Here is a 24271-nt window from a genome sequence, read left to right as displayed (position 1 = left end):
ATGAAACTACTAAAAAAACTCCTAATTTTTTTATTCATCGTCGCAATTTTATTAACCGTTTCTTATTGGATTATCAGTAAATCTCTTTCTCCGAATTATAATGGAGAAATAGAAATTTCAGGATTAAAAGATAAAGTTACCGTGTTTTATGACGATAATGGAGTTCCTCATATTAATGCAGAAAATAACGAAGATGCTTTAAGAGCATTTGGATATGTTCACGCACAAGATAGATTATGGCAGATGGAGTTGATTCGACGATTAGCTGCTGGAAGATTAGCCGAAATATTTGGGAAAGATTTAGTTAGGGTTGATAAACTTTTTTCTGGTTTAGGAATTGAGGAAGCTGCAGTAAATAGTATTGAAGGAATTGATAAGTCTAGTGAAGCGTATAAGTTAACAATGGCTTATTTAGATGGAATTAATCAGTTTATAGAGGAAGGAGCAACTCCATTAGAGTTTTATTTAGTAGGTGTAGAAAAAGAGAAATATACCATTAAAGATATTTACAATGTTTTTGGATATATGGCATTTAGCTTTGCTGCTGCTCATAAAACTGATCCAATATTGAATGAAATAAAAGAGAAATATGGAAGTAAGCATATGCAAGAATTGGTTTCGTCATTCTCGGAAAATTTAACGGTAAATAAAACTCAGAAGAATCCTGAGATTAAAGCTACAATGGCTCAAGCTTTAAATTTGATTTACGATAAGTTACCTGTTTCTCCATTTATAGGAAGTAATTCTTGGGTTTTAGGTCCAGAGAAAACAGCTAATGGAAAAGTTATTTTAGCTAATGATCCGCATATAGGATTTTCGCAACCCTCTGTTTGGTATCAATCTCACATAAAAACACCAACTTATGAAATTTATGGTTTCAATTTAGCGTTAACACCATTTCCGTTATTAGGTCATAATAGAGAATATGCTTATGGTTTAACTATGTTAGCAAATGATGATATTGATTTTTATATAGAACAAAATAATCCAGAAAATCATTTAGAATACAAAACAGAAAAAGGATTTGAGAAGTACGAAATAGTTGATAAAACTATTAAAATTAAAGGAGAGCAAGATACTACCTATCAAATAAAAGTTAGTCGTCATGGACCAATAATGAATGATATTATTGAGCATTTAAATGATGAAAGACCTATTGCTATGCAATGGATTTATACGAAACTTCCGAATCAATTATTGTTAGATGTTTCTTACGATATGGCGCATGCAAATTCAATGGATAGTTTTAAGAAAGGAGCAGCAAAGGTTCATGCGCCAGGTTTAAATATTATGTATGGTGATGCTAAAGGAAATGTAGGATGGTTTTCTTCAGCAAAATTATATCAAGTCAGAGATAGCTTATTTAGACAAGCTTATTTAGACGGAGCTTCTGGAAAAGATGAGATTATTGATTATGTTGATTTTGAAGAAAATCCGCAAGCAACAAATCCGGATTGGAATTATGTATATTCTGCAAATCATCAAATAGATACGGTTAGAGGTAAATTGTATCCGGGATATTATCAACCACAAGATAGGTCTAAAAGAATTGTTGATATTTTAGAAAGTAAGAAGAAGTTCAATAAAGAAGAAATGAAAGATATGATTTTTGATATTACTTCTTCAACAGCTTCAACAATAATAAAAGATATGCTGGTTGGAGTTGATGTGAATTCTTTATCTCCTTCAGGAAAGAAAGCTTATGAAATTGTCAGTAATTGGGATGGAAGTTACACTAAAAACAGTGTTGCTGCTACCATTTATAACAGACTGTTATTCGAATTTTATAAGGCTACTTACCAAGATGAAATGAGAAGTGGGTTTGATATTTTCTTAAATACTCAAACGGCAAAAAGAGTTTTAGCTGAACAAGTGAAACGACAGGAATCAGTTTGGTGGGATAACGTTAATACTAAAACTGTTGAGAAAAGAGTAGATGTAGTAAATGGCGTTTTTAATAATGCAATTTCGTTTTTAGAAAAGCAATTAGGAGAAAATGTTGATGATTGGAGATGGGATAGAGTTTTGTCTGTTGAACATGAACATGCTATTGGTAAAGCAGGAGGTATACTTAGAAAATTATTTAATGTAGGTCCATTTACTACGGTAGGAGGAAATGAAGTGTTGAATAATCAAATATTTCATTTAGATAGTACTGGTTATTATAAGGTGAAATCTGGACCTTCAACAAGAAGAGTTATTGATTTTTCTGATATTGAGAATAGTGTGGCTGTTATTCCAACAGGACAGTCTGGAAATGTATTTAGTCCGTATTATAAAAATCAAGCTTTACAATATGTAAACGGAGAGTTTGTTAAAATGAAATTAAATCAGGAAGAAATTGAGAAGTCTGAGCAAAAATTGGTGTTACAACCAAAATAAAATCAGTCGAGCTTTTCTTTCAATAAAGCTTTCATAACACCAGTTCTTAAACTATAATCATAAGAACTAATTTGAGCATCTATTTTTCCTAATAGATGCTCAATTTCTCTATATACGTTATCTAAATTTTTATAGTAGTCGAGGTAATTGCTTGGTTCAATACACAATTCTTTAGACCATTCTAAAATATCCTCAGTTTCTCTGTATGATTCTAAAGCAGCTAATATTAAATACCAATTGATCAATTTATTGGTTCGTGAAAAATCACCATATTCATCATCAATCAAAAGTTTATAGGAAGAATTGTCGATAGAAAGAGTTATATAAAACAAATCTTTTCGAACATAATCAAAAGGCTCTGATATATGTATATCGTGATTATTAAAATCAGATTTTAAATTTTCAATTTCTTGATATTGCATTAATCATTATAAATATTAAAGTTGAAATCAGCTTGAATTTTTACTTTAAATTTAAAATCGGTCAACATTTTAAAGCCTTGATTTTCATCTTTGTCATCTCGAGAATCAAATAGCTTACAATTGTCAATTGTACCTTCAATTATTATGAAATTATCTTCTATTTGATTTACAGAACTAATTTTTGCTATATATTCACTATTGTCATTAAATCTAGTTGAATAATAGTAATTTGGATTGTCTCCTTCTGGTGGAAAGAAATCGAAAGCTATATTACCCTGAAAGTTATTTGTATTGCCGAAATCTCTTCTAAATTTAACTTCTTTATTTTGATTAAAGAAATCGTGAATTCCATTTATTTCACTTTCTAAAGTCTTTTCTTCAGCCTTAATCGGTCCAAAATACATTTTAGCCGAAATAATATCTTTAGGAGTATTATAGGTTAATAAACCACTAGCATAAACAGAATAACACTCAGAATGGACTTCATTATCAGGTTGATTTGCACAAAAAATGGTTGTACCTCCATAATCAAAGGAATATTCTGTAACAAAGTTGTAGCCATCATAAACTTTCTGTTCAATTGTAAATGGTTCACCTCCTAATTTTCCCTCAAAATAATAATGACTTGTTAATACTGGTTCGTCTGAATTATTTCCTTCATTGGATTCATCAGTACATGAAATGAATAAAAAAAGAGAGCATAATAAGATTGTAAGAGTAGTTTTTAATTCCATAGATTTTTCAGTTTATATTGAGTAAATATATAGTTATGTTCCTAAAAAGGAATATAGGTTACTATTAAAATGAAAGTTTTTATGAAAAGATTATGAATGGATAAATCTTAGTATAAATGAATTGTTAAAAATGAAGATTTATTTTTTACAATACAGTACTAATTCTTTAATATAATGTTCTCCCCATTCATTAATTATTCCTTTTTCTATTGCTTTATCAAGGTAGGTACAAGCTTTATTTTTTTGTTTTCTTTTTAGGGCAATCAGTCCGAGGTTTCGGTAAACAAAAGAATTATTAGTATCAATTTTTTGTGCTTTTAAAATTAGCTCTTCTGCTTTATTAAGTTCACCATTTAAGTAATATGCATATCCTAAATTGTTTATGTTATTAATTAATTTAGGATCTTCATTATATGCCATTTCAAAGTATTCAATAGCTTTTGAATATTTTTTTGTTTCGGCATAGCACCAACCTAAATTATTTGCAATACCAGAATCTTTATGACCAGCTTCAAGTGATTTCTCAAGATAAGTAATCGCTTTTTTATATTCTTGAGCGAAATAATAATTGGTACCAATTGAAAAATAAATTAAACCATTATTTTGAAGTTCATCGGTGTGTTCAACAACCTTTACGTAACAATCTGCAGAAGCTTTAAATTTCTTTTGTTTTAAATAGGCATCACCAAGCCAAGCATAAAGAAGTCCTTTATGTTTTTCATCGTTTTTTAAAGCTTTTTTCAAGTAATTTATAGCTACTTCTATATTTCCTTTTGCATATTCTTTCTCGAATTGATCATAATTAGGACTTTGTGAGAATGCTGTAAAAGAACACAGTGTAAAGAAAATAGCAAATATCTTTTTCATAGCTTTAAGGTGATTTAGGTTCTAAAATTAACAATTTTAGAGGAATTTTACATAAAGTTACGAACGAATAAATTTTAGTAATAGTGTGAATTACATTAAGAAAGTGTCTCAATCAGTTGGATATTATTGCCGCAAGTATCATTAAAAACAGCGACTTTTACAGTTCCCATTTCTTTAGGAGCTAAACTAAATACTACACCAAGTTTTTGTAATCGATTATATTCTTCATCAACATCTTTAACATCGAATTGAGTATAAGGAATTCCAGCTTCCATTAAAGCATCTTGATAAATCTTAGATGGTTCAAAATGTAGAGGTGCAGGTTCTAAAAGTATTTCAGGTCCGTTAGGATCTTCTTTAGAGACTAAAGTTAGCCATCTGTTTCCATTTCCCAAGGGAATATCTTTGTTTTTTAGAAAACCTAATTTCTCGGTGTAAAATTGAAAAGCTTTTTCTTGATCTCTTACTGGAATGCTGATAATAGTAACTTTCATTGATCTTTGTTTTGGTGTCAATAAAATTAAAGAAAACTTATGTTTAATTCCATAATGAATATGAAAAATGAATTTATTGAACTACATCGATTCTAAGTATAAGTCTTTGAAATTTAGTTTCTTCAATAGATGGACTTCGATGAACAACACCTAAAGATTCTTGGTTTCCATAGTTTGCACCTTTTAATATAATTACATCACCTGTATTTGCTTGTTGAATATTATTCGAATTGAGTACAATTGAATTATTATCTGCATTAGCGTTTAGAGCTTCTCTGTTAATATTATCTTCTGTAAGCCATAATGTTCCAGGTCCACTATAAGTGCATAAAAGTCTTAAAGAATTAAAATCCATATGAAATCGTTTACACATATTTGTATTTACAGTTGCTAGTAATAATTTGAAATTAGTGCAGCCTGTAATATTGCTAAAAGTAATTAATAAGCTTTTAATGTCATTGTATAACGAATTGTAATCTTCTGTTGAAATTGTTTGAGCAATTTCGCTCAGAATATTTTCTGTGGTTCCGTTTACTTTTAGTGAAATTTTTCTTTTAAGTAATTGATAAATTTCAAAGTTGAGGTGATGTATGTTTCTATTATAAATTGCAATATTCACCTCATTATTATGAATGTTATCCAAAATATCTATAGTTCCACCTTCTATCGAATTTTTAATCAGGTCTGCTGTTTTCATTTGTAGTGTTTTTAATACTTGAATTCAACCTAGATTTCCATGAAATCGCAAATCAAAAATACGTAATAAAAAATAAACGCTACTTAGTTGCGTTTATTTAATAGGTATTAATGTGATGTTTTATCATAACTAAAAATTGAAGTTATGAGTAAAGAATTAATTACAGAATTTAATACTATTGAAGTATAAATTCTACATTTCCTGAAACTAGATTGATATGGCAACAATCCGAACTAACTTTATATAGACCATTAATTACTTCCTGATTATCTATAAAACCTTTAAACCGAACTTCTATTTCTTCATTTGTATCTAGACTGGAATCATTTAATAGTGGGTATTGACCAAATTGGCGCGCCATTTCGAGTCCGGAATTAGAAACTGAAACTGTTACATCTTCTCCATTAGCTGTATTTATAGTTTGAAAGCTATCTAATGCAACAGCATTTTGATTTTGGTCCTTAACTAAGATTAGGATAGTTCGAAACTCTTCGGTACAAACTGATTGTTCACAATTGACATTAGTATCGTTATTGTCATTGCAAGACATGAAAGAGATTGTTGAGAATAAAAATGTTAACGCTATTAGTGTTTTGAATACTTTAATCATTGTTCTAAGTTTTTTATTTTAAGATGTAAAAAAAGTAGAATGGTTGCGTGAACATTATTCTAACATTTCTTCAATTGCTCTTATTCCTGAGTATATAGCATTATGAACACCACCCCAATCATCACCAGTTGTGTAGGAAGTTCCAGCAAAATATAGTTTGTTATTTATTGATTTTCCTAAACTTTTTATTGTTCTCCAACCCTCTTTGTCATTTACATATGCACCTTCAATAAACGGTTCTTTACTCCAGTTTTGTGTGATGTGTTTCATGTAACTAGCAGATGCCTTCCCATCAAAAGCTTCATCAAGCTCATTTAAAATATATTTAATTAATTCATTATCTGATAATTCTAAATAGGGTAGAGTAGCAGAGCCTACTACAAATAATCCTAGCACATTACGTTTTGAATTTTGTCCATAAGAAGCATCGTAATACATTTTTTGACCAGAGTTTTTTGGTTTTACTTTTGTTTCGATTGCAGTTGGATAAAACTTTTCCGAAAATTCAATAAAAACTTTTAGACCTTCCCATACTTCAACTTCTGTAAATGCTTCAATTTTATATTCTGGTACATCAGGTGTAAATTTTATAGTATCGTTTTGAAGTATTTTTACGGGTATTGTTATGATTACGTTGTCTGCTTCAAATTTACCTTTTTGGGTTGTGACTTTAATTAGATCTTTCGAATAGTCAATAGAATTTACGATTTGGTTATAAGAAATCTTATTTTTTACGGAAGGAAGAATATATTGCTCGAAAAAGTTCAGCCAAGATGAACCAATAAACTTCTGATCAATTCCAAATCCCATATCGTCCATAGAGAGTTCTTCTCCATTGTATATCCCGTAATCATCAGATGAATAACCAACAGTTTTGATATTTACTTTAACAGAAGGATTCTTAATTGCATCGTCAAAAACATCCCTTTCAACATGAAGCCATTCTGCTCCAAGTGGAATTGGAAAATCCACAAAGTCTTTCGCTGTTTTCATTCTACCGCCGTAAGTAGGTGAAGCCTCTAAAATTTGAAAATCAATTCCCAATTGTGATAACTTATAAGCAGCAGTTAAACCCGCAGCTCCTGCTCCAATTATTAATACTTTACCATCGTTTTTATTGCTTGAATTGTTAGATTTAATTTTGTTTAATGCCGAAAGAGTGGGATGGAAAACAGAAGATATTCCTAACAGACTACAGATTTTTATAAACTCTTTTCGTGTCATAATTCTCGTGTTTTAAATCAGTTTTTGCGAATGATTTGTGTATTGAAGTTACAAAAATTTAAAATTATGATGATGAATGAGTGGGAAAATCTTAATTGAAGAGAATGAAAAATGGCAATAACTCGGAAATTTATAAACGAACGAGAAGTTATTGCCATTTATTGAACTACTCTACAGGTAGTTTGTACTAAATATTTTATTTAGATATTACTTTTCTACAATTTGAACATCGAAGGTTCCGTTTTTTACCATGATAGAATCACCATCTTGATTTTCAATTCTTCCTTCAAAAGTACCTCGTAAAACACCATCTTCTTTAGATAGTATTGTTAAGGTGAAATCATTTGAATATGTAGTAGCTGCATATGTATTTGTAACAACAAAATCTTGTCCGTTGCTATCAGTTTCAATTCTTTGATCTACAGTATAATTAATTTGAGCATCCTCACCTACAATACCAGACTGAAACGTGTAGGGTAGCAGTAATGAGTTTAAATCTGTTCCCGACATAAATATGAATACTTTGTGAGAGAAATCATTTGTTTTTGCTAAGCGTAGCATTTGAATCCATTGGATAGAAGGATCAGAAAATCCGTAAATATCTTCTTGTTCCAAATTAGTAGTCGTAGCAGTAAAATGAACGGATTTATTTTGATAATCAAATTTGATTATACCTGTTGCATCATCAGCAATTTCGAGATCATCATTAGAGCAAGAACTACAAGCAAGTGTAATAATTGCAAGACTAAATAGATAGAAGATCTTTTTCATTTTATAGTAGTTTTGATTGGTTAAAGGTTAGGTTTAACGAATCAAAAATTGTACCAAAACAAGAAAATTGAAGAGGAATTATGTGCTCAGTTTTTAATAGTGAAAATCTAATTTTTCATATAATCTTTTCACCAATAATCCCAATTAAAAAACCTAAAATAGCTCCTAAAGACGTTAGATAACTTTTTTCTAATTTACTTTCAGGGATAATATCTTGAATTAATAAATACAGAATTCCACCACTAGCAAAAGTCATTAAATGTGAAGTTAAATCTGGATAATTACTTAGTACAAAATGTCCTATTAATGCTCCAATAATCCCAAAAAAGCTTAAGAAAAAGAATATGATTAAAGTTTTATGTATGGTGAATCCACTTTGGACTAAATCTCTAAAAGCATTAAAAGCCTCGGGTAGATTTTGCAAACCAATAAATACCGCTAATAATGTAGACATATCTGGTTCGATTGCATAAACAGCTCCAAGAGCAACAGATTCAGGGATAAAATCCATCATCATTGCCAGAAGAGTTGCCGTTTGTCCTCCTTTTTTAGCTAGATATTGATCGAGGATCATAAATAAGAGAGCTCCAAAAAGAAATGAAAAAATGAAAGGAAATAAATTTAATTCTTGCATTCCTTTCGGTATTAAAACCAATGCAAGAGCAGATAAAATTATACCTGCACCGAATGACATTAAGGTATGGGTTATTTCATATTTAACTGGGCTTTCTTTAACATGATGATTAAAGTAATTTGCTAAAATTCCTCCTAAGAAAACTGTAATGCCTGCAAAACCTGAATATAGTATAAGCTGAATCATCTTCTATTTTAACTAAGTTGTACATGATCGTGTTATAGTCCTTATTCTAAATTCAATTGCCAAGATACTCCAAATTGATCTTCTACAAATCCAAATTTTTGACTAAACCCATAATTTCCGAGGGGCATCATAACTTTTCCATTTTCAGAAAGTTTTGTGAACAATTCTTTTATTTGATTTTCGTCTTTACATTCTATAAAGTTTGAAACTGCAGGAGTGAAATCCCAAGCATGGATAGCAGGACTATCACTACACATAAATAGTTTATCATTTAATTTGAATGTAGCATGCATGATTTTCCCTTCTTTTCCTGGGCTTCCTTTTTCCCATCGTTTCAGGTTAATTATCTCTGAATTGTCAAATAAATCCATGTAAAAATTCATGGCTTGTTCTGCATTATCTTTTTGAAAAGTCAAGAAGGTTGCAATTTGTCCCTTCGTACTTTTTGAGTTTTCCACTAATTGATTTAAACTATCAATTTTAGTTTCCAGAGATTTAATTTTTTCAAGTTGAATAGCATTCTTTTCAGAATCAGAACAACTACTGATAATTAACGAGAACAATACAACTGATATAATTCTTTTCATGATCTATAAAATATTTTATTGAATTTTCTTAAGAATGTTTTTTCCTGTTACTGCAATTGCTGATAATACACCAGAAAATAAAGCGCCTCCAATACCTGCTGTAACAATATCTTGACCAGTTAGGTAGAAATTTTTAATCGGAGTTTTAGGTTTTAAAAAAGGTTGTCTATATCGTTCTGGACTATGATCTAATCCATAAATTTCTCCCTTTTGATAATTCACGAAATGCTTTGTTGTAAGTGGTGTAGATAATTCATAATAAGAAACCTTTCCTTCTACTTGTGGCAATTGTTTATATAATTCCGCTAAAAGACGCTGAGCGATTTCTTCTTTTATTTTTTCATATTCATCACCTCTTTTTTTCCATGAAGTATCAGACCATTTTTCGAAAGTTTCATATGGAATTAAAGTAATTATATCAATCGAACTTTTACTCGGATAACGATTAGACCAATCTGGATCTTTAGCTGAAGGAAATGAAAGATATACAACAGGGAAGGGTTGTGATAAATCTTCTAAATAATTTTGCACACAAGTATCATGATCTATTTTATCAGGATATATCCAATAATTTGTTTTGGGTATTTCCAATTCTTCTGGTGATCCGTCTAATCCAATATATAGACTTACATGCGCAACCGAAGGTTTTACTTTTTGTAAGTTATCAAATAATTTATGCTTTTGTACTGTTTGTTGAGGTAGTAACTTTGTGTAGGTTGTTATGATTCCGGCGTTACTCACAATATTTCTGGCAAATATTTCTTTTCCATCTAACATTTTAACACCAATAGCTTTATTGTTCTTAACTATAACTTCATCGACTTCTGCATTAGTTAAAATTGTACCTCCAGCATCAGAAATCACAGGTGAAATTGTATTTACGATTTGAGAAGATCCTCCTATGGGAAAACTTCCTCCACCAAAATAATGACGAGCTACAGAAGCATGCATGGAAAAACTACTTTGTTTTGGAGGCAATCCATAATCACCATACTGACCCGTTAGAACTTTTATTAACTCCTCGTTATTGGTTAAAGATTTAAGAACTTCGTATGTAGTTTTATCAGAATATTTGTAAAAAGGTTTTTTCAAAAATCCTCCAATGAGGGTATTTAACAAAGGAGAAATTGTTTTGCTGATATAATAGTTTTTACTTGTTTTTACAGCTTCAAAAACTAATTTAATGTAGGTGTTTATGGCTTTTTCTTCTTCAGGGAAGTAGCTGATCATTTTTGCTTTAAAATTCTTAACACCTTTAACAAAATCATACTGTTTATCACCAATAATAATACGATCATAAACTTCACCCATATCCTCCCAGTTTAATTGATCGTTACTTACGTAATCAAATATTTTTTTAAGGATACTATTTTCTCGCTGTACATCTCCGATGTAATGAATTCCTACATCCCACTCATAACCTTTACGTTTAAAAATATGAGTGAATCCTCCAGGAGTATAGTGTCTTTCAAGGACTAAAACTTTCTGACCTTCTTTAGCTAAGATTGCAGCTGTTGCTAAACCACCCATTCCTGATCCAATAACTATTGTATCATATTGTTCCTGTAGTTTGGGTTTTTTCTTGTACGATTGAACCATTGAATTGTTTTTAAATGTTATCCTAACTTAAGTATACTTCCTGTTGATATTTTTGATATTGATTTTATATCCTTGATGGTTCCTATTTTTATTCCAGGACTTGAAGTTCTTGGTTTTGTGCCATCACCATAATCTGTATTTCCATACATAAATAAAATCCCAAATTTTTCCGGATCAGTTGGAGATTTCCAATAAATAACGTCTCCTTCTTCAAAAACTTCTTTTTCTTCTCCGTTAAAAGGAATATCTAAATCATACTGATAAAAAAATACTTCTCCGCCAATATTGTTTGCGACGCCTTCTATAGGATTGGAATTCAATATTGAATTTATAATTCCGGAATTTAAATCCCATTCAATTTCAAGTTGAAATTCTTCAGTACTCAGTATGTTATTCATTAGTAATTTATCGGTCTATTGTTTTGGTTAATCTAATGAATTAATTTTTAATTTCTTAATTAAAATCTTAACAAGTAATTCATTAATTTGAAATAAAGAAGTTGAATTTCAGGGAATAAGATTGATGTTATTTAATTATTTTAACCAATTCATATTCATCAATTTTTTGAATCAACGCAGGACAAATAGGTAAGCTCATTCTTCGTTCTTTAATTCCCATTTTATTTGAGATAATAGCCTCGGATAAATCTCCAGCTATATAAGCTGCATCGCATAGATTTTCTCGCTTAGTTTGTTTATTTCGTGAATGAATGTGACAGAAAGAATGTACACGCTCATGAATCAATGTATTTAATATGGAATATTTATCTCTTTTTAACCTCCATTTATTTAATTTAGTTGAGTCTTTGCAAGGATAAGTTGCCGCTTTGGTTTTTGAAAAAGGATTGAATTTTCGCCATAAAAAAACAACATCTTTATGATATCCCCTTTTCTTCTCGAATTGTTCTAATAACCAATGTGTATTAGATTCGTAATTGGAAAGATCTTCCTGAATAGAACTAGTTCTGCCTTCACTCCAATCAATTGTTCCTTCTTGTTCTAATTCCAATAGGATTTTTTTAAATAACGGATGGTCTATCACTTCTTTTTGAAGGTTGATTGCTTTTTTTACTTTTGGATTTTCAACACCTTTCGTGACCTTACAATTATAAAAAGAGAAGGAAAGTAGAACCACTACAATTAATTTATTGATATTCATGAATTTTGTTTCTTATGCGATATTTACATAATATTTAAAAACTGAATATATTACTTTTTTAATGGAATTGAAAACTTGCAATAATGAGTTTATTGTGAGTGGCTTAACATTTGTTTTATGAAGCTAGAATAAACTTGGAAGTTATCAACTATTTTAATTTTTTATTTAGTTTTTCTAAATAGTTTACTAAATGCTCATCACTCCCATAAGTAAGAATTACAATAATAAAAGGATTGTAAAGCCTAGTATTTTATTTATAGTACTCATAATTATTGGTTTTAAGAAGTTAATCAGCGAATTGTACTCTTATGAGTGGACTGTTGAACAGACTAAAAAGTGTTTTAACATTCATGTGAAAACTAGAAGCTTGAGATGCTGTAAATATTTTCAATTCTTCAAGTTTTTGTGTGTCGTAAAAAACTCCATTTATTAGAACTCCATGGATTTCTTTTGTATTCGAAATGTCTTGTAATGGATTACGATTAAGTAGAATTAAATCAGCCATTTTCCCTTTTTCGATACTTCCAAAAAGATGATTTTTATGAGCATATTTAGCTGGAATTATTGTAGCTGTTTTTAAAGCTTCAAGATTAGTTAATCCACATTTAGTCAAATCGATTAATTCATCATGAACACTAAATCCAGCGAAGGTATACGAATCGGTAACATCGGTTCCTGTCATAATAGGAACTCCTATATCATGAGCTTGTTGTATTTGTTTTTTAGCAATAGTGTAAAATTTTCCACTTACACCTTTAGTGTTTTCTGTTTGATTTCGTTTGGCATTATTATTAGCATCTATTTTCCACCATAAGTTCTTTCTTACACTGGTTACGTATTTTAAATTCGGATTATCTAGAAATTCCTTTTTGTGTGCTGATGCTTCAAATTTTAGAGTTTGTAAAGTAGGAACCCAGTGTGTATTTTCCGAGTGCATTAAGTTCATTAATTTATGAGCTGTTTCGGGATTGTATTGTTCAACTAATTTTCGTTTGTTTTTCGAGAAATATGATTTCCAATTATGAGGGTTTTTTAAACTGTCTGTTTCTGGAAAAGATTCAAATAGAAAAATGCGTCCATGTTCAAAACTTCTTTGTCCAAGTTTTACAGCTTCTTCCAAACTCAAAAACATTGGTTTGTGTCCGGCAATGTGTAAACCGTAATTTTGAGCATTACGAGCCAGTTTTTTATAAGATTCTACAGGGATTTGCTGATAAATTTTAATGAAGTCAACGTTTTCATTTTTATAGTATCCCAATAAAGAATCTACTTGGTTTGTATTGTTAAGTTTGAAATAGTTTGGAAATCCATCAGGAACGCTAGATGGTCCATCAATTTGATAACTACTCTGTAAAATATATCTCGGAGAAACTCTTTGATTAACATTCAATTCAGCATTCCACTTTAAACGTTCTTTGCTGCCAACCCAATAACTGTCTTTGCGATTAAGTTGTCCTGACATATCTCGTATTCCGGTAACACCATTCGCAATGTAAATTGGATGATGCAACCAAGGAGAATGCTGATTTGAATGTGTATGCATATCCCATAAACCTGGAATAGCATATTTACCTGTTCCGTCAATTTGTAACGTATTTTGATTATCAACAGATATATTTGAACTGTCAATTCGAATGATTTTATTCTTTTCAATTAAAATATTTCGATTTTCTAAAATCGCTCCAGTATGTACATCAATAATATGAATCGATTTTATGAGTACAGTATGAAACCTATCTGGAGTTGTTATTTTTGATGTAGGCCAAATAATACCAACAGCAATTATTAGAGTTGGAATTAAGAACATTATCAGAATGATCTTAAAGAATTTAAATACCTTTTTTTTCATTGTTGTTGGATTTAAAATTGATGACGATTTACATTACAAATTATGATGAGCTTTAGGCTACGTGGCAGAAAATTTTATTTACTATTTTCCAATCATCACCGAATTTTATCAATGATAAATAGTCATAGTAATTGTAACCTAACATTGGTAAATGAACTTTAACCATAGCAGTATTCCCCAGAACATCAATTCCAACGATTTTCATGTTGAAAGTCTCTTTTAATTCATTTGGACTTTGTCTGTTTCTTACCCCATTTACATATTCCTCTTTACTCTTTTGATAAGGAACTCCGTTAATGTCTCCGTAAATAATGGCTGTTTCTGTAAAGCAAGAATCAAGTTTATCAGCTTCTCCATAGAAAATTCCTTCAAAGTAATTAGTAATAACTTGTTCTATTGTTTTTATATTTTCTGTATACATAATTTTGATTTTTATAAGTTATGGCCAACAGTATGACCTCCTGCTACATTTATAGTTTCTCCGGTTATAAAATCAGATGAAGCTAAATAATACGCTGCTTCTGCAATTTCATTAGCTTCTCCAATTCGATTCAATAGGTGCAGTCCAGCTAAACTATCTGCATCTTCAATGCCCATTTTTCCTTGTAATGGACTTCGAATAATTCCTGGAGCGATGGTGTTTACTTTAATGTTATTTTTTCCAAATTCCGCAGCTAATTGTCTGCTCAAAGAATGAATTGCACCTTTACTTGTAATTGGAGCTGTTGCAGGAAAACCACCAATTGCATGATCAACTAGTACCGTTCCAATATTTATAATTGATCCTTTGTTTTGTTTCAACATTTCGCCGATTGCAGCTTGAGAAGTAAAATATGTTCCTTTAAGATTGATGTTCCAATAATAATCTAGATCTTCTTCTGCGACATCCAAAAAAGGCTTTGGTGCAAAAACACCAGCATTATTAATTAGTATATCCACAGAACTGAATGTTTCCTTTGCTAAACGAACAAGCGTTTTTCCAGTTTCCTGTTTACTAATATCACCAGCGAAATAAATAGCGTTTGTTGGTGAACCTAATTCTTCAAAAGCACGTTTAAGATTATCTTCATTAGAAGAATTCATAACTACGTTACTTCCATTATTAATAAAGTAAGCAGCAATTGCTTTTCCTATTCCTGTTGAGGCTCCGGTTATAATTACAGTTGTATCTTTCATTACTTAAATTTGTTTGAGTTTGAATACTGTGTTGCGTTAACTCCCCAGTTTTCAATAGGGATTTCATCAATAACCACATGAGTAGTTTTTGGATTTTTGTTTAAGACATCAACTACTAATTGAGTAGCTCCAACTATGAGCTGATGTTTCTGTTCTTTAGTTACCTGTTCGTCGGTAACTTTAATGTTGATATAAGGCATGTTTTATATTTTAAATTATTACTACAAAGTTCAGTTGAGACTCAATTTTTTTAAAGGAGGTAAGTCACTACTTTAGTGTGATGTATGTCACATTATATGTGAATAAATAGACTTGCTTGAACGTTGTTTAGAAGCGTGTTATAGCGAATCGATAAAAACCCTTTGATTCTATTATGTTGAGGAAATAGTCTTCTTACACCAAATTCTAAATGCTTTTGTTTGTCTTGGTAGGTATTGTATTCAGAATCTAAGTAAAAAGAATACTTTGATGTTATTGGTATTAGTGTTGAAAATGCAAGATTATTCCTAGAGTGAGTGATTAGAATATTTCCTTTTTTGAAATTCCATTTACCTACAAGAAATATTTTGTTTCGTTCAAAAAAAGAGGATACAACTAGATGTTTATACTTTAATTTAAAATGTTGTCCAATATGATTATTGTGATTATGGATGCCATAACTTAAAGTATAATTTTCGCCGAGTAGATAATTGAATTTTATACCTGGCTTTCCACCTAGAATAGTTTTCTCGGCATTTGTTTCTATTTGACTTTGTGATGTTGTGGGATGTGGCCGAAGTTCAGTTGTTGGAGTTGCCATAACACCAAAATGAATAGCAATACTTTTGTTTGGAGTAATTATGGCTTCAAAGTTTTTAAAAACCTTTGGTTGTTGTCCTTCTAAAGATTTGAATACTCCAAAAGACCTTATGGTAATTAATTGCGGAATTAATTTTAGTTTGACTCTTGCTCCGAATTGAAATGAAGAGGAAGAACTTTCATTTTTGGATGTATAGTTAAGATTGGTATTAGAAAGGAGGCCAGCATAAAGTTTATCTACTGTAACCTCCTTGCTAATTTGTAAGTTTTCTATTTGTGCCTGCAATCCGAGAAAATGAATTATTAATGTCAGGATAATCAGGTTTTGATAAATAGATTTAATTTTTAGAGAAGACATCTTTTAAGTATGTCTATTTGTTCAATATGGTATATCTACCACTATCGGTATAAAAAATAGCAATAGCTCCAAATAAGTAGAAAGCTTGTAACTCAATTGCCCAACCGCCGAATTGATTTAAACTAAATATTTCCCCAGCATGTGTGGTTAAAATCGCAATGAACATTGTTAATGCTACAAATAGCGAAGAAATACGAACACGATATCCTAGGAGAATAAAAATTGGAGCAATGATTTCTCCCATAAATGCTCCGTAGGCCATAAATTCAGGTAAACCAGATTTAGACATCATACTTTTAATGAATACATATCCATTTGTCAGGTTTCCAATACCATGTAGAATCAGTAATCCAGCTACAAGAATTCGAAATATTAGAATTCCTAAATCAGTGTTTTGTTTAATTGTTTTCATCTCTTTATAATTTTATGCTACAAAGTTGAGATGAATTGAAGGGGTGGGGAAGGACTTACATCACGACTTTATTGTGACGTATATCACTTTGAAAAAAATACGAAGTAAAATTAAACGTGAGTTAAGAGTTCAATCGACTCAATGTTTCTCTTGAAACACCAAGATAAGAAGCTATCAATTTTTTAGGAACTCTTTGAAATAATTGTGGATGTTGTTCTAAAAGAAGATCATATCGTTCTTTAGCGGAGTTTTTCAGTAGAGAGAGAATTCTTTTCTGAAGTGCAATTCGTCCAAACTTACTTTTCTTTGCCCAAAAACGTTCCATTTTGTGCATTTCACTAGTAAGCTTTTCTCTATTTTCATAAGAGATATACAGGAATTCACAATCTTCTAAACAATCGATATAAATAGTCGAAGGAATTTGTTTTACGAAGGATTCATAATCTGTAATCCACCAATGTTCCATAGCAAAACGAAGTATGTGTTCTTTTCCGTTTTCATCTAAAAAATAACTTTTGACACATCCTTGAGTGATCCAAAATTCTTTTTTGACGATATCTCCTTCCTGAACTAAATATTGATGCTTTCGTTTTTTTACAGTTTCAAAATGACTTAAAACAAAATCGAATTCCTCATCGGTTAACGAGATGATTTCTTCAATGTGTTGTCTTAAAGGATGTTTCATTTTTATTTGGCTAATGGATATTACATGAAGTAAATTATCTAGTAAAGTTAATTAAAAACTTATGGAGTTTGAAGGATGTTTTGTTTCTTTCTACAAAGCTTATTCTAAAATTTAGATTGAAAAGTTTATTATTAACCAGCAATTAATGGCCAGATTAAATCTACAACTACTTTGTATAGAACGACTCCGACAATAGTTAGAATGAATACATTTTTAGTTGTTTTTTTAGTTTGTTCTTTACTCATTTTGATGGTTTTATAATTATGTTTAATGTATGAGAAATATGAAGTTTTTAGTTGTTGTATATAAAGGCTTTCAAAAAACTAATCCCAATCTGTTGTGAATTCCGAAATTAAGAATGTATTAATAATTCCTCCTTTGAATTGATGTTCGTTTGTGAATAAAGTGTAAAGCAGAACTTTTTTATCTTTTTTCACTTCGTTTCTAAATGCCGTCATTATTTGATTCTGAATTGGCATCCATATTCTTGTTTTTCCAATATTAAATTCAAATTCTTTAGAAACTAAATCATTTAAAATTTTATTGCTTCCAGTTTTAATTTTAAAAACTCTCTTCATAGAATTTAAAACTTCGGAATTAATAGGTCTTTCTTTTCCAGTAAACGTTGCAATAAATCTAAATTTACTCATTGCAACGTAATAACTACCTTCAGTTTTATCTTGGTCTACTTTCTTAGCATAATCAATTTCATTTTGAATTATATTTTCAGCTTTTTCGTATGTGTAGCTTTTATCCCAATCTGGGAATCCATTTTGAGAAAATAGGTAGTTGGAAGTTATTGTTAGAAGTATAACTATGAAGTTTTTCATTTTTGAAATAAAAGTGATTAGTTAATTAAGATTTTTGCAGTTCTTTTTCTGATGTAAAGTTAGTTAAAAGTTTAATTTCTTGAATTAATCTTTTATTCAGTATTCTTTTTCAATATAGCTAATTTAATAAAATAGAAAAGCTGACTCAAAAGATATTAACTTTCCTTTTGAGACAGCTTCTTATATAATTAAGACAACTCTTTTTTGTGAAATTTCTTGATGTAATTATAGAGAAACAAAAAAGGTCAACTTATAAAAATCATTTTGTGAAAAGGCATTACTATCTTCTGCGTTCCATCCACCTGAAAATCTAAAACCAATACCTTTTTTTTGAATTTGTACGTAAGGACCAACCCAAAAATAACCATCAGCTCTGTCAAGGTCTCCGCCGCCATTTATACTTCCGCCAGATAAGTACAATTGTTCAAAGTGTGCTCCAAAAGAAAAAATAGAGGATACTTTATGTCCTAAATTTGCCCAATAGTGTACATAATTGTTAGTAGCTTGACCGGCAGCAGTATTATCTCTTAACGCTAGGTAATAACCAAAATAAAATTGTCCTTCAAATTTTTCTGATCCATAATTAACAGTTAAGTTAGGTACAATACCATCACCAATAATTCCTTCTTGATTAGCTCCACTAGATAATAAACTACCCATGGTAAAACCTAGTTGCGGATTAATATCAAAATCACCAACATTAAAATTGTATCCTAAACCAATTTCTGTCCACTGTCCCCAAGCACTTCCGGTTCCGGCTCCCCATTGAATACCATATGCGGTAATTGAACCTTTTTCAGATAATTCATAAGATGCAGTCATCATTGGGTTAAATCCAAAAAACGCGTCTTGGTTTAAACTAAGTGTAAAGCTTAATTTGTCTTCTGAATTTTCTTTGTCTTCTTGAGCAAAGCTTACGTTTAACATTGCTATTAAAATAACTGTAGTAAAGATTTTTTTCATTTTTATTTCGTTTTATTTATTAATGAAATGATATTTTCTCACAGTCAAATGTAATGATTTCTTTATTTTAAGTTAAGTATTAATACTTAGTTTTATTTGATTTAAATACGTATTTAAACGTATTTTGCTTATTCTGTTTTATTTTTAAACTTTTTTAATTCAATGGTTTGATGGATTCCCATGAATAGAACTATTAGTGCAATTATTCCTATTATTAGATTTCCAGTTGATGTAATTTGAAAAGGTTTTGTAATTAAGATTATAATGCTGCCTAGGACCCAGACATAATCCTGAATAATAATCCATATTATGGGAGTTCTTCTTTGTTTTTTAATTTCGAACCCAATGGTTATAGCGAAGTAGAGTAATACTAAACCAATACTCCAAAAAATAGTGTTGTTTGATGTTCCAAATAATGATGAGAGTTGACGATTTAGTAGAATCATTAATACTCCTGAGATACTTGAAAATATTGCATTGTTTCTTAATGCTTTCTGTAGGTTATTCATTGTTGTAAAGTTTTATTACAACAAAATTGAATAAATGAAACAAGATCTCTCTTGACAAATGGTAATTAATTGATTTTTCTCAATCTACTTAAAGATTCAGGTGTAATTCCTAACATTGAAGCAATATATTGAAGTGGAACATATTTAAAAAGTTGAGGTTCTTCTTTAAGTAAATTGTCATAGCGTTGTTTTGCTGTAGTATGCAATTGAGAAAACATACTTTTTTCTAATAGCGCAAAAGAGTTTGCTAATAACATATTATCGAATTCTAACCATTTAGGTTCTGTTTTATTAAGCTTAAAATGATTCTCTCGATTAATAACATACAGTTTACAATCTGTAATAGCTTGTATGTTCCAATGATTACTGGTTTGAAAAATAAAACTAGAAAGAGATGTAATGAATCTTGAATCGCTACCTATCCATAACGTTATTTCTTTTCCATCTACGATGTCATACATTCTTAGATATCCGGTATCTATAAATGCCATTTTACGACAAATTTTACCTGATTTTAGAAAGAACTCTCCTTTCTTTAATTCAACTAGTTCGAATGCGGAAAGAATAGCCTCCATTGATTTTTTCTCAATAGCAACTTGGCTTAAAATACAGTTCTTTAGTTTTTCCATTAATTTTCAATTAACTGCAAGTAGAATAATTATTAGGACAAAGTTTATTTGATTGAATCCATCCAGATACTCTTTTTCCTTTATAGCTTATGGAAACCTTTGTCCATTTCGATTGAAAACCTTCAATGGTAACAAATCCAGCTTTCCAGTTTTTTATTTTTTTTATTTCGGATAATTCATCTTTAGGTGAATTGTAAAGAGTCAAATCCATATATTCTTTTTCACCTTTCATGAAAGCTCCGATGTAGCTGTTCTTTTTAATCCATCCAACTTGCTTTATGCCATTTATTTCTAAACTTATTTCAACTAAGAAAAAATCGCTAGTAACTTCTTTAATCTTTAAGTTTAGAAAGTTTTCATTTTGTAGATCATTCTGGAGTGATGTTAATTCTTTTCCGTTAGGTTTATTATAAATTTTAATAAGTCCTTCATGTTTCCAATACACAACAGCATCACATGGTTGAATTTGTTTACAACCAATTAGAGAAAAAATTACAAGAAATTGGAAAAGTATTGAATATTTCATTTTGTAGATTGAGTTAAAAGGTAGTAATTTAATCAGGAAGAGAGTCTAAAAATATGTCTTCCTTACTAAAGTCTCGTCTTACCCATTTACATTCACCATCTTTTGAGCAATATTCAATTTCTAATAGTAGTTTGTTTATAGATAAGCCAAGTTTTTTACAGTTTCTAAGGTAATTTTCATCGCTATACAATCCCTTTACAGCTCTAATCAAAAACTTTTTTTCACCTGCAACCATTGATATTTGATCGTTATAAATTTCACCAGTTTTATAACAATAATATTCTGCCCAGAGTCCATCAACACCCATTGCTTTTAATAATTTTACAATGTTATTTTCATCACAAAGATTTTTGTACCACTTATCTTTAAATTTTGCATTTATACTTTTAATAAAGCCACTTCCTTGTCCTTTATTTCTTAGTATTATTCCAAATTCTTGATTTCGAGTTATAAAACTTCCTTCAATTGAAACGATAGGAGTATTACTAAGTTTTTGTTCTTTTTTTATTGTTTCTAGTTGCTCAGAAACGGAATTAATTTTGGAGTTAAATATAAATAGAGATACTACCATCAATACTAGTATTAGAAGTGTTAATAATACTATTAAATTTATTTGTTTTACTTGGTTAATATTTCTTCGATCAGTCTTTATATTGTTCATATTTTTATTTTTTACTTAAGTAAGATAAAACAAATATTATCAAATGAAAGCGATATGGTCGTAAGAATTAAAAGAAGAGAATAGCTTTCAATAACAATGGAAAATAATACTATTCAACAATTGCTTTTTTATTAAAAGGAATGTCAATATTTACATCTTTAGTATAAACTCTGAATATTCCGTCTATTACATACGTTCCTTTTTCCAAGGAATTAAACTCAATATCTACCATAGAGTAGTTTTTGTTCAATGTATAGTCTAACTTTTTCTCTTTCCCGTTATGTTCAATTTTATTAATTATTATTCTTCTGTTTTCTTTAATGCTTTGCCCATATTTTGAAGTCAATGTAAGATTGGTTCCTTGGTTAGTATGTTTTGAAATAATACTGTCTATTTCTACTTTTCTGATTATGCTAAGATCACAAGGTATGTTGCAGGCATATTCAAATGTATTGGCCATTGCAAGTACAAGTTTACCTTTTAACAGTTTCAATTTATGAAGTCCATCTTTAGTTTCATCAAGCTTGAAGGATAAAGTGTTGGTTTTGTAATTAGCTATTTTGTGAGTTTTAGTTAAAACTTCATTTGAGAGAAGGATGATTTTTTCATAATTATTTTTGGTATTGGTGATTATCGCGTTATCAATTAGTGAAATTAGCGAGTCAAACTTTACGTCTAATTCATCTAGATTTTTGATTTTTCTTGCAGGTTTTTCTGAAGCTAGTTGATAATATTGACCTCTGAATATATTTAAAACTCTTTCATTGAACTTTAAATTTTCATTTAGCATGTTGTTGAGTTCATTTATTTCAACTTGTTCAGGTTTACAAGAAAACAAAAAGATAAAGATTAAAGAATAGAATAATGTCTTGTTTTTCATAGTGTTAAAATTAATTATATTCTTTATTACATTGTACATCTATTTCAGATAGGTTTCAATTTTTTTGATTTCTATTACAATCCAATGATCTTGTGGTAAACATTCTATAATTTCGGAAGGAACAACTCTGTCAATTTCAGGTAATTTTTTATACCATTTTAGTACTTCCTCGAAATGTGTTTCTGCACTTTTTTTATTGCCGAGTTTGTATTCGCAATAACCGATTTGTTCTATTAATTTAGTATATCTCCATACTTGAAACTCTTTTAGCTTTTCCTGGTTAACTTTATTATAGTTTAATAAGGCTGATTCTAATTGATTAAGATCATGATAACAATGTGCTAAGAACAGTTGAGCTAAAAAGTTATTTTTATCCAACTCAATTGCTTTTTCAAAATTTTGGATTGATTTGTCTATATGTTTTTTCCAGTCATCAGATTCATAATCTAGAAGTCCAAGAAGATGATAACAATTCGAATCTTTTTGATCTAACTTATTTAACATTAATTTTATTTCAAGGCGTAACTCATTCTTTTTAGTTTTATCTTCAATTAAAACTAAGTCATCATATTTTTTAAATATTTCGTCTTTAAGGTTTTTTATATTCAAAGGTAGTTGTGCTTATATTTTAATTTTCCCTAAATCAATTATAATTTGAGTTATTTCAGAGGTATAGTGAGTTTTTATAATTGTGGTTGTACTTTGTTGATAATCGTAGTTTAAGGTACATAAACTAATTGAATGTCAACTAAATAATTATTATTGTTTTTGCTTACTTCAGCATTCAGAACTAAATCGCTCAATCCTTCTTCTTTTGTATAAAGGTCTATAAGGACATTCCAATAATCGCCATAACAAATATAAACCGATGAGTTCCAGGTTTCATTGGGAAGTTCAACTAATTCTTCTCCATAATCTTCAATATAATCTCTGATTTGTTTAGCAGTTTCATTAGAAATCGGATTCACGTTTTTTATTTCTGAAATTAAATTATAATCTCCTTTCACAAAAGCTTTTACAATTTCTTTGAAAATAGGTCTCCAAATATGTGGAATTGGAAGTTCCTCTTCTTCGTTTTTCTTAACAAGTATTTTTTTCATTTGTTTTTTCTTTACTAACGTATTTGTGTATGAAGCTTGGTATACAAAATACATAATCCTTTCGGTTTAAGAATTATTAGTTATGTTTTATATATTATGATACCTGCTGGTTTTATTTTACCTTTATTAACTCACATTCCGAGTCCAAAATTTCAGGATTTATACATTTTAAAATTAATTTTTCTTTATCCAAAAACTCAATAACTATTCTGCTATTTCTGTAGTCTTTAGTGCAATAGATTTTCGATATTCGCTTTCCTCTCAGTTTAAGTTTGTCCGTCGAATCAATGTGTTTGAATTCATCATCATCATCAATATCTATTAAATTGTCCCAGTTTTCCCAAAACCCAATTCCAGCATCAAGAAAATACTGATGCCAGTTTCTGTTTTCAACTTTAATATATACTAATATAGGTTCAGAATCTGCATTTTGACATACGATTATTCGTTCAACTTTTAATCCATTAAATTCATCAAAGACAAACTCTGATTCTTGATATAATCTACCTCTAGGTTCCTTTGCCATAAAA

The 24271-nt window shown here is 29.8% G+C and carries 31 protein-coding genes; 1 reads left to right on the top strand and 30 read right to left on the bottom strand.

Features of this window, described 5'->3' with window-relative positions; translation table 11 throughout:
- The gene (locus ABNT61_RS08175; RefSeq protein WP_348745550.1) at window positions 1–2382 is read left to right on the top strand and encodes a penicillin acylase family protein; all 2382 of its coding nucleotides are present in this window, start codon (window positions 1–3) and stop codon (window positions 2380–2382) included.
- Between the two features lie 2 nt (window positions 2383–2384).
- On the opposite strand, the gene ABNT61_RS08170 is transcribed toward ABNT61_RS08175, so the two are convergent.
- From ABNT61_RS08170 to ABNT61_RS08025, 30 genes are all read right to left on the bottom strand, one after another.
- Entirely contained in the window at window positions 2385–2804 is a 420-nt protein-coding gene (locus tag ABNT61_RS08170) for a hypothetical protein (RefSeq protein ID WP_348745549.1), read from the bottom strand.
- On the bottom strand, window positions 2804–3538 hold the full coding sequence (locus tag ABNT61_RS08165; RefSeq protein WP_348745548.1) for a hypothetical protein: 735 nt from the start codon (window positions 3536–3538) through the stop codon (window positions 2804–2806). Before ABNT61_RS08165 ends, ABNT61_RS08170 begins: the two co-directional genes overlap by 1 nt.
- A 138-nt stretch (window positions 3539–3676) precedes the next feature.
- Entirely contained in the window at window positions 3677–4405 is a 729-nt protein-coding gene (locus ABNT61_RS08160) for a tetratricopeptide repeat protein (protein ID WP_348745547.1), read from the bottom strand.
- Window positions 4406–4500: 95 nt separating this feature from the next.
- Window positions 4501–4899, bottom strand: a complete 399-nt coding sequence (locus ABNT61_RS08155) for a VOC family protein (protein ID WP_348745546.1) — start codon at window positions 4897–4899, stop codon at window positions 4501–4503.
- 73 nt (window positions 4900–4972) lie between these two features.
- Window positions 4973–5596 carry a DUF1826 domain-containing protein gene (locus tag ABNT61_RS08150; protein WP_348745545.1) on the bottom strand — a complete coding sequence of 208 codons (624 nt, stop codon included), beginning with the start codon at window positions 5594–5596 and terminating at the stop codon, window positions 4973–4975.
- Window positions 5597–5771: 175 nt separating this feature from the next.
- A complete protein-coding gene (locus ABNT61_RS08145) occupies window positions 5772–6206 on the bottom strand; it encodes a hypothetical protein (protein ID WP_348745544.1) in 435 nt (144 codons plus the stop codon).
- Window positions 6207–6260: 54 nt separating this feature from the next.
- A complete protein-coding gene (locus ABNT61_RS08140; protein WP_348745543.1) occupies window positions 6261–7430 on the bottom strand; it encodes a flavin monoamine oxidase family protein in 1170 nt (389 codons plus the stop codon).
- A gap of 207 nt (window positions 7431–7637) precedes the next feature.
- A complete protein-coding gene (locus ABNT61_RS08135; protein ID WP_348745542.1) occupies window positions 7638–8201 on the bottom strand; it encodes a hypothetical protein in 564 nt (187 codons plus the stop codon).
- Window positions 8202–8316: 115 nt separating this feature from the next.
- Window positions 8317–9021: a ZIP family metal transporter gene (locus tag ABNT61_RS08130; RefSeq protein ID WP_348745541.1), complete on the bottom strand. Its 705-nt coding sequence runs from the start codon at window positions 9019–9021 to the stop codon at window positions 8317–8319.
- 41 nt (window positions 9022–9062) lie between these two features.
- Window positions 9063–9608, bottom strand: coding sequence for a VOC family protein (locus ABNT61_RS08125; protein WP_348745540.1), 546 nt, complete (start codon window positions 9606–9608; stop codon window positions 9063–9065).
- Between the two features lie 15 nt (window positions 9609–9623).
- A complete protein-coding gene (locus ABNT61_RS08120) occupies window positions 9624–11207 on the bottom strand; it encodes an NAD(P)/FAD-dependent oxidoreductase (RefSeq protein WP_348745539.1) in 1584 nt (527 codons plus the stop codon).
- Window positions 11208–11224: 17 nt separating this feature from the next.
- Window positions 11225–11605 carry a cyclophilin-like family protein gene (locus tag ABNT61_RS08115; protein ID WP_348745538.1) on the bottom strand — a complete coding sequence of 127 codons (381 nt, stop codon included), beginning with the start codon at window positions 11603–11605 and terminating at the stop codon, window positions 11225–11227.
- Between the two features lie 127 nt (window positions 11606–11732).
- Window positions 11733–12365, bottom strand: coding sequence for a hypothetical protein (locus ABNT61_RS08110; protein ID WP_348745537.1), 633 nt, complete (start codon window positions 12363–12365; stop codon window positions 11733–11735).
- Window positions 12366–12651: 286 nt separating this feature from the next.
- Complete coding sequence (locus ABNT61_RS08105; protein WP_348745536.1) at window positions 12652–14214, bottom strand: amidohydrolase family protein; 1563 nt, start codon at window positions 14212–14214, stop codon at window positions 12652–12654.
- A 52-nt stretch (window positions 14215–14266) separates the two neighbouring features.
- Window positions 14267–14635, bottom strand: a complete 369-nt coding sequence (locus ABNT61_RS08100) for a nuclear transport factor 2 family protein (protein WP_348723600.1) — start codon at window positions 14633–14635, stop codon at window positions 14267–14269.
- Window positions 14636–14646: 11 nt separating this feature from the next.
- Window positions 14647–15390 carry an SDR family NAD(P)-dependent oxidoreductase gene (locus tag ABNT61_RS08095; RefSeq protein WP_348745535.1) on the bottom strand — a complete coding sequence of 248 codons (744 nt, stop codon included), beginning with the start codon at window positions 15388–15390 and terminating at the stop codon, window positions 14647–14649.
- On the bottom strand, window positions 15390–15590 hold the full coding sequence (locus ABNT61_RS08090) for a 4-oxalocrotonate tautomerase family protein (RefSeq protein ID WP_348712496.1): 201 nt from the start codon (window positions 15588–15590) through the stop codon (window positions 15390–15392). The genes ABNT61_RS08095 and ABNT61_RS08090 overlap by 1 nt, the downstream gene beginning before the upstream one ends.
- A gap of 92 nt (window positions 15591–15682) precedes the next feature.
- Window positions 15683–16546: a hypothetical protein gene (locus ABNT61_RS08085; RefSeq protein ID WP_348745534.1), complete on the bottom strand. Its 864-nt coding sequence runs from the start codon at window positions 16544–16546 to the stop codon at window positions 15683–15685.
- Window positions 16547–16559: 13 nt separating this feature from the next.
- Window positions 16560–16958 (bottom strand): DoxX family protein, encoded by a 399-nt coding sequence (locus ABNT61_RS08080; protein ID WP_348745533.1) that lies wholly within the window; start codon window positions 16956–16958, stop codon window positions 16560–16562.
- 121 nt (window positions 16959–17079) lie between these two features.
- Window positions 17080–17643, bottom strand: a complete 564-nt coding sequence (locus tag ABNT61_RS08075) for a Crp/Fnr family transcriptional regulator (RefSeq protein WP_348745532.1) — start codon at window positions 17641–17643, stop codon at window positions 17080–17082.
- Between the two features lie 323 nt (window positions 17644–17966).
- Window positions 17967–18473 (bottom strand): hypothetical protein, encoded by a 507-nt coding sequence (locus ABNT61_RS08070; RefSeq protein ID WP_348745531.1) that lies wholly within the window; start codon window positions 18471–18473, stop codon window positions 17967–17969.
- 225 nt (window positions 18474–18698) lie between these two features.
- Window positions 18699–19436 carry a DUF6733 family protein gene (locus ABNT61_RS08065; protein WP_348745530.1) on the bottom strand — a complete coding sequence of 246 codons (738 nt, stop codon included), beginning with the start codon at window positions 19434–19436 and terminating at the stop codon, window positions 18699–18701.
- Between the two features lie 128 nt (window positions 19437–19564).
- Window positions 19565–19945 carry a hypothetical protein gene (locus tag ABNT61_RS08060; protein WP_348745529.1) on the bottom strand — a complete coding sequence of 127 codons (381 nt, stop codon included), beginning with the start codon at window positions 19943–19945 and terminating at the stop codon, window positions 19565–19567.
- 65 nt (window positions 19946–20010) lie between these two features.
- On the bottom strand, window positions 20011–20574 hold the full coding sequence (locus ABNT61_RS08055; RefSeq protein ID WP_348745528.1) for a Crp/Fnr family transcriptional regulator: 564 nt from the start codon (window positions 20572–20574) through the stop codon (window positions 20011–20013).
- Window positions 20575–20584: 10 nt separating this feature from the next.
- Window positions 20585–21100, bottom strand: coding sequence for a hypothetical protein (locus tag ABNT61_RS08050; protein WP_348745527.1), 516 nt, complete (start codon window positions 21098–21100; stop codon window positions 20585–20587).
- 28 nt (window positions 21101–21128) lie between these two features.
- On the bottom strand, window positions 21129–21761 hold the full coding sequence (locus ABNT61_RS08045) for a hypothetical protein (RefSeq protein ID WP_348745526.1): 633 nt from the start codon (window positions 21759–21761) through the stop codon (window positions 21129–21131).
- Window positions 21762–21870: 109 nt separating this feature from the next.
- Window positions 21871–22641: a hypothetical protein gene (locus tag ABNT61_RS08040; protein WP_348745525.1), complete on the bottom strand. Its 771-nt coding sequence runs from the start codon at window positions 22639–22641 to the stop codon at window positions 21871–21873.
- Window positions 22642–22680: 39 nt separating this feature from the next.
- Window positions 22681–23250, bottom strand: a complete 570-nt coding sequence (locus ABNT61_RS08035; protein ID WP_348745524.1) for a hypothetical protein — start codon at window positions 23248–23250, stop codon at window positions 22681–22683.
- A gap of 110 nt (window positions 23251–23360) precedes the next feature.
- Entirely contained in the window at window positions 23361–23741 is a 381-nt protein-coding gene (locus ABNT61_RS08030) for a hypothetical protein (protein WP_348745523.1), read from the bottom strand.
- Between the two features lie 112 nt (window positions 23742–23853).
- Window positions 23854–24267 (bottom strand): hypothetical protein, encoded by a 414-nt coding sequence (locus ABNT61_RS08025; RefSeq protein WP_348745522.1) that lies wholly within the window; start codon window positions 24265–24267, stop codon window positions 23854–23856.
- Between the last annotated feature and the right edge of the window lie 4 nt (window positions 24268–24271).

Origin of the sequence: Tenacibaculum sp. 190524A05c, assembly GCF_964036595.1 — a bacterium.
In the GTDB taxonomy this organism is placed as follows: domain Bacteria; phylum Bacteroidota; class Bacteroidia; order Flavobacteriales; family Flavobacteriaceae; genus Polaribacter; species Polaribacter platacis.
Note: the sequence above shows the minus strand (reverse complement) of the source record. Positions and strands in the feature narration are given on the sequence as shown.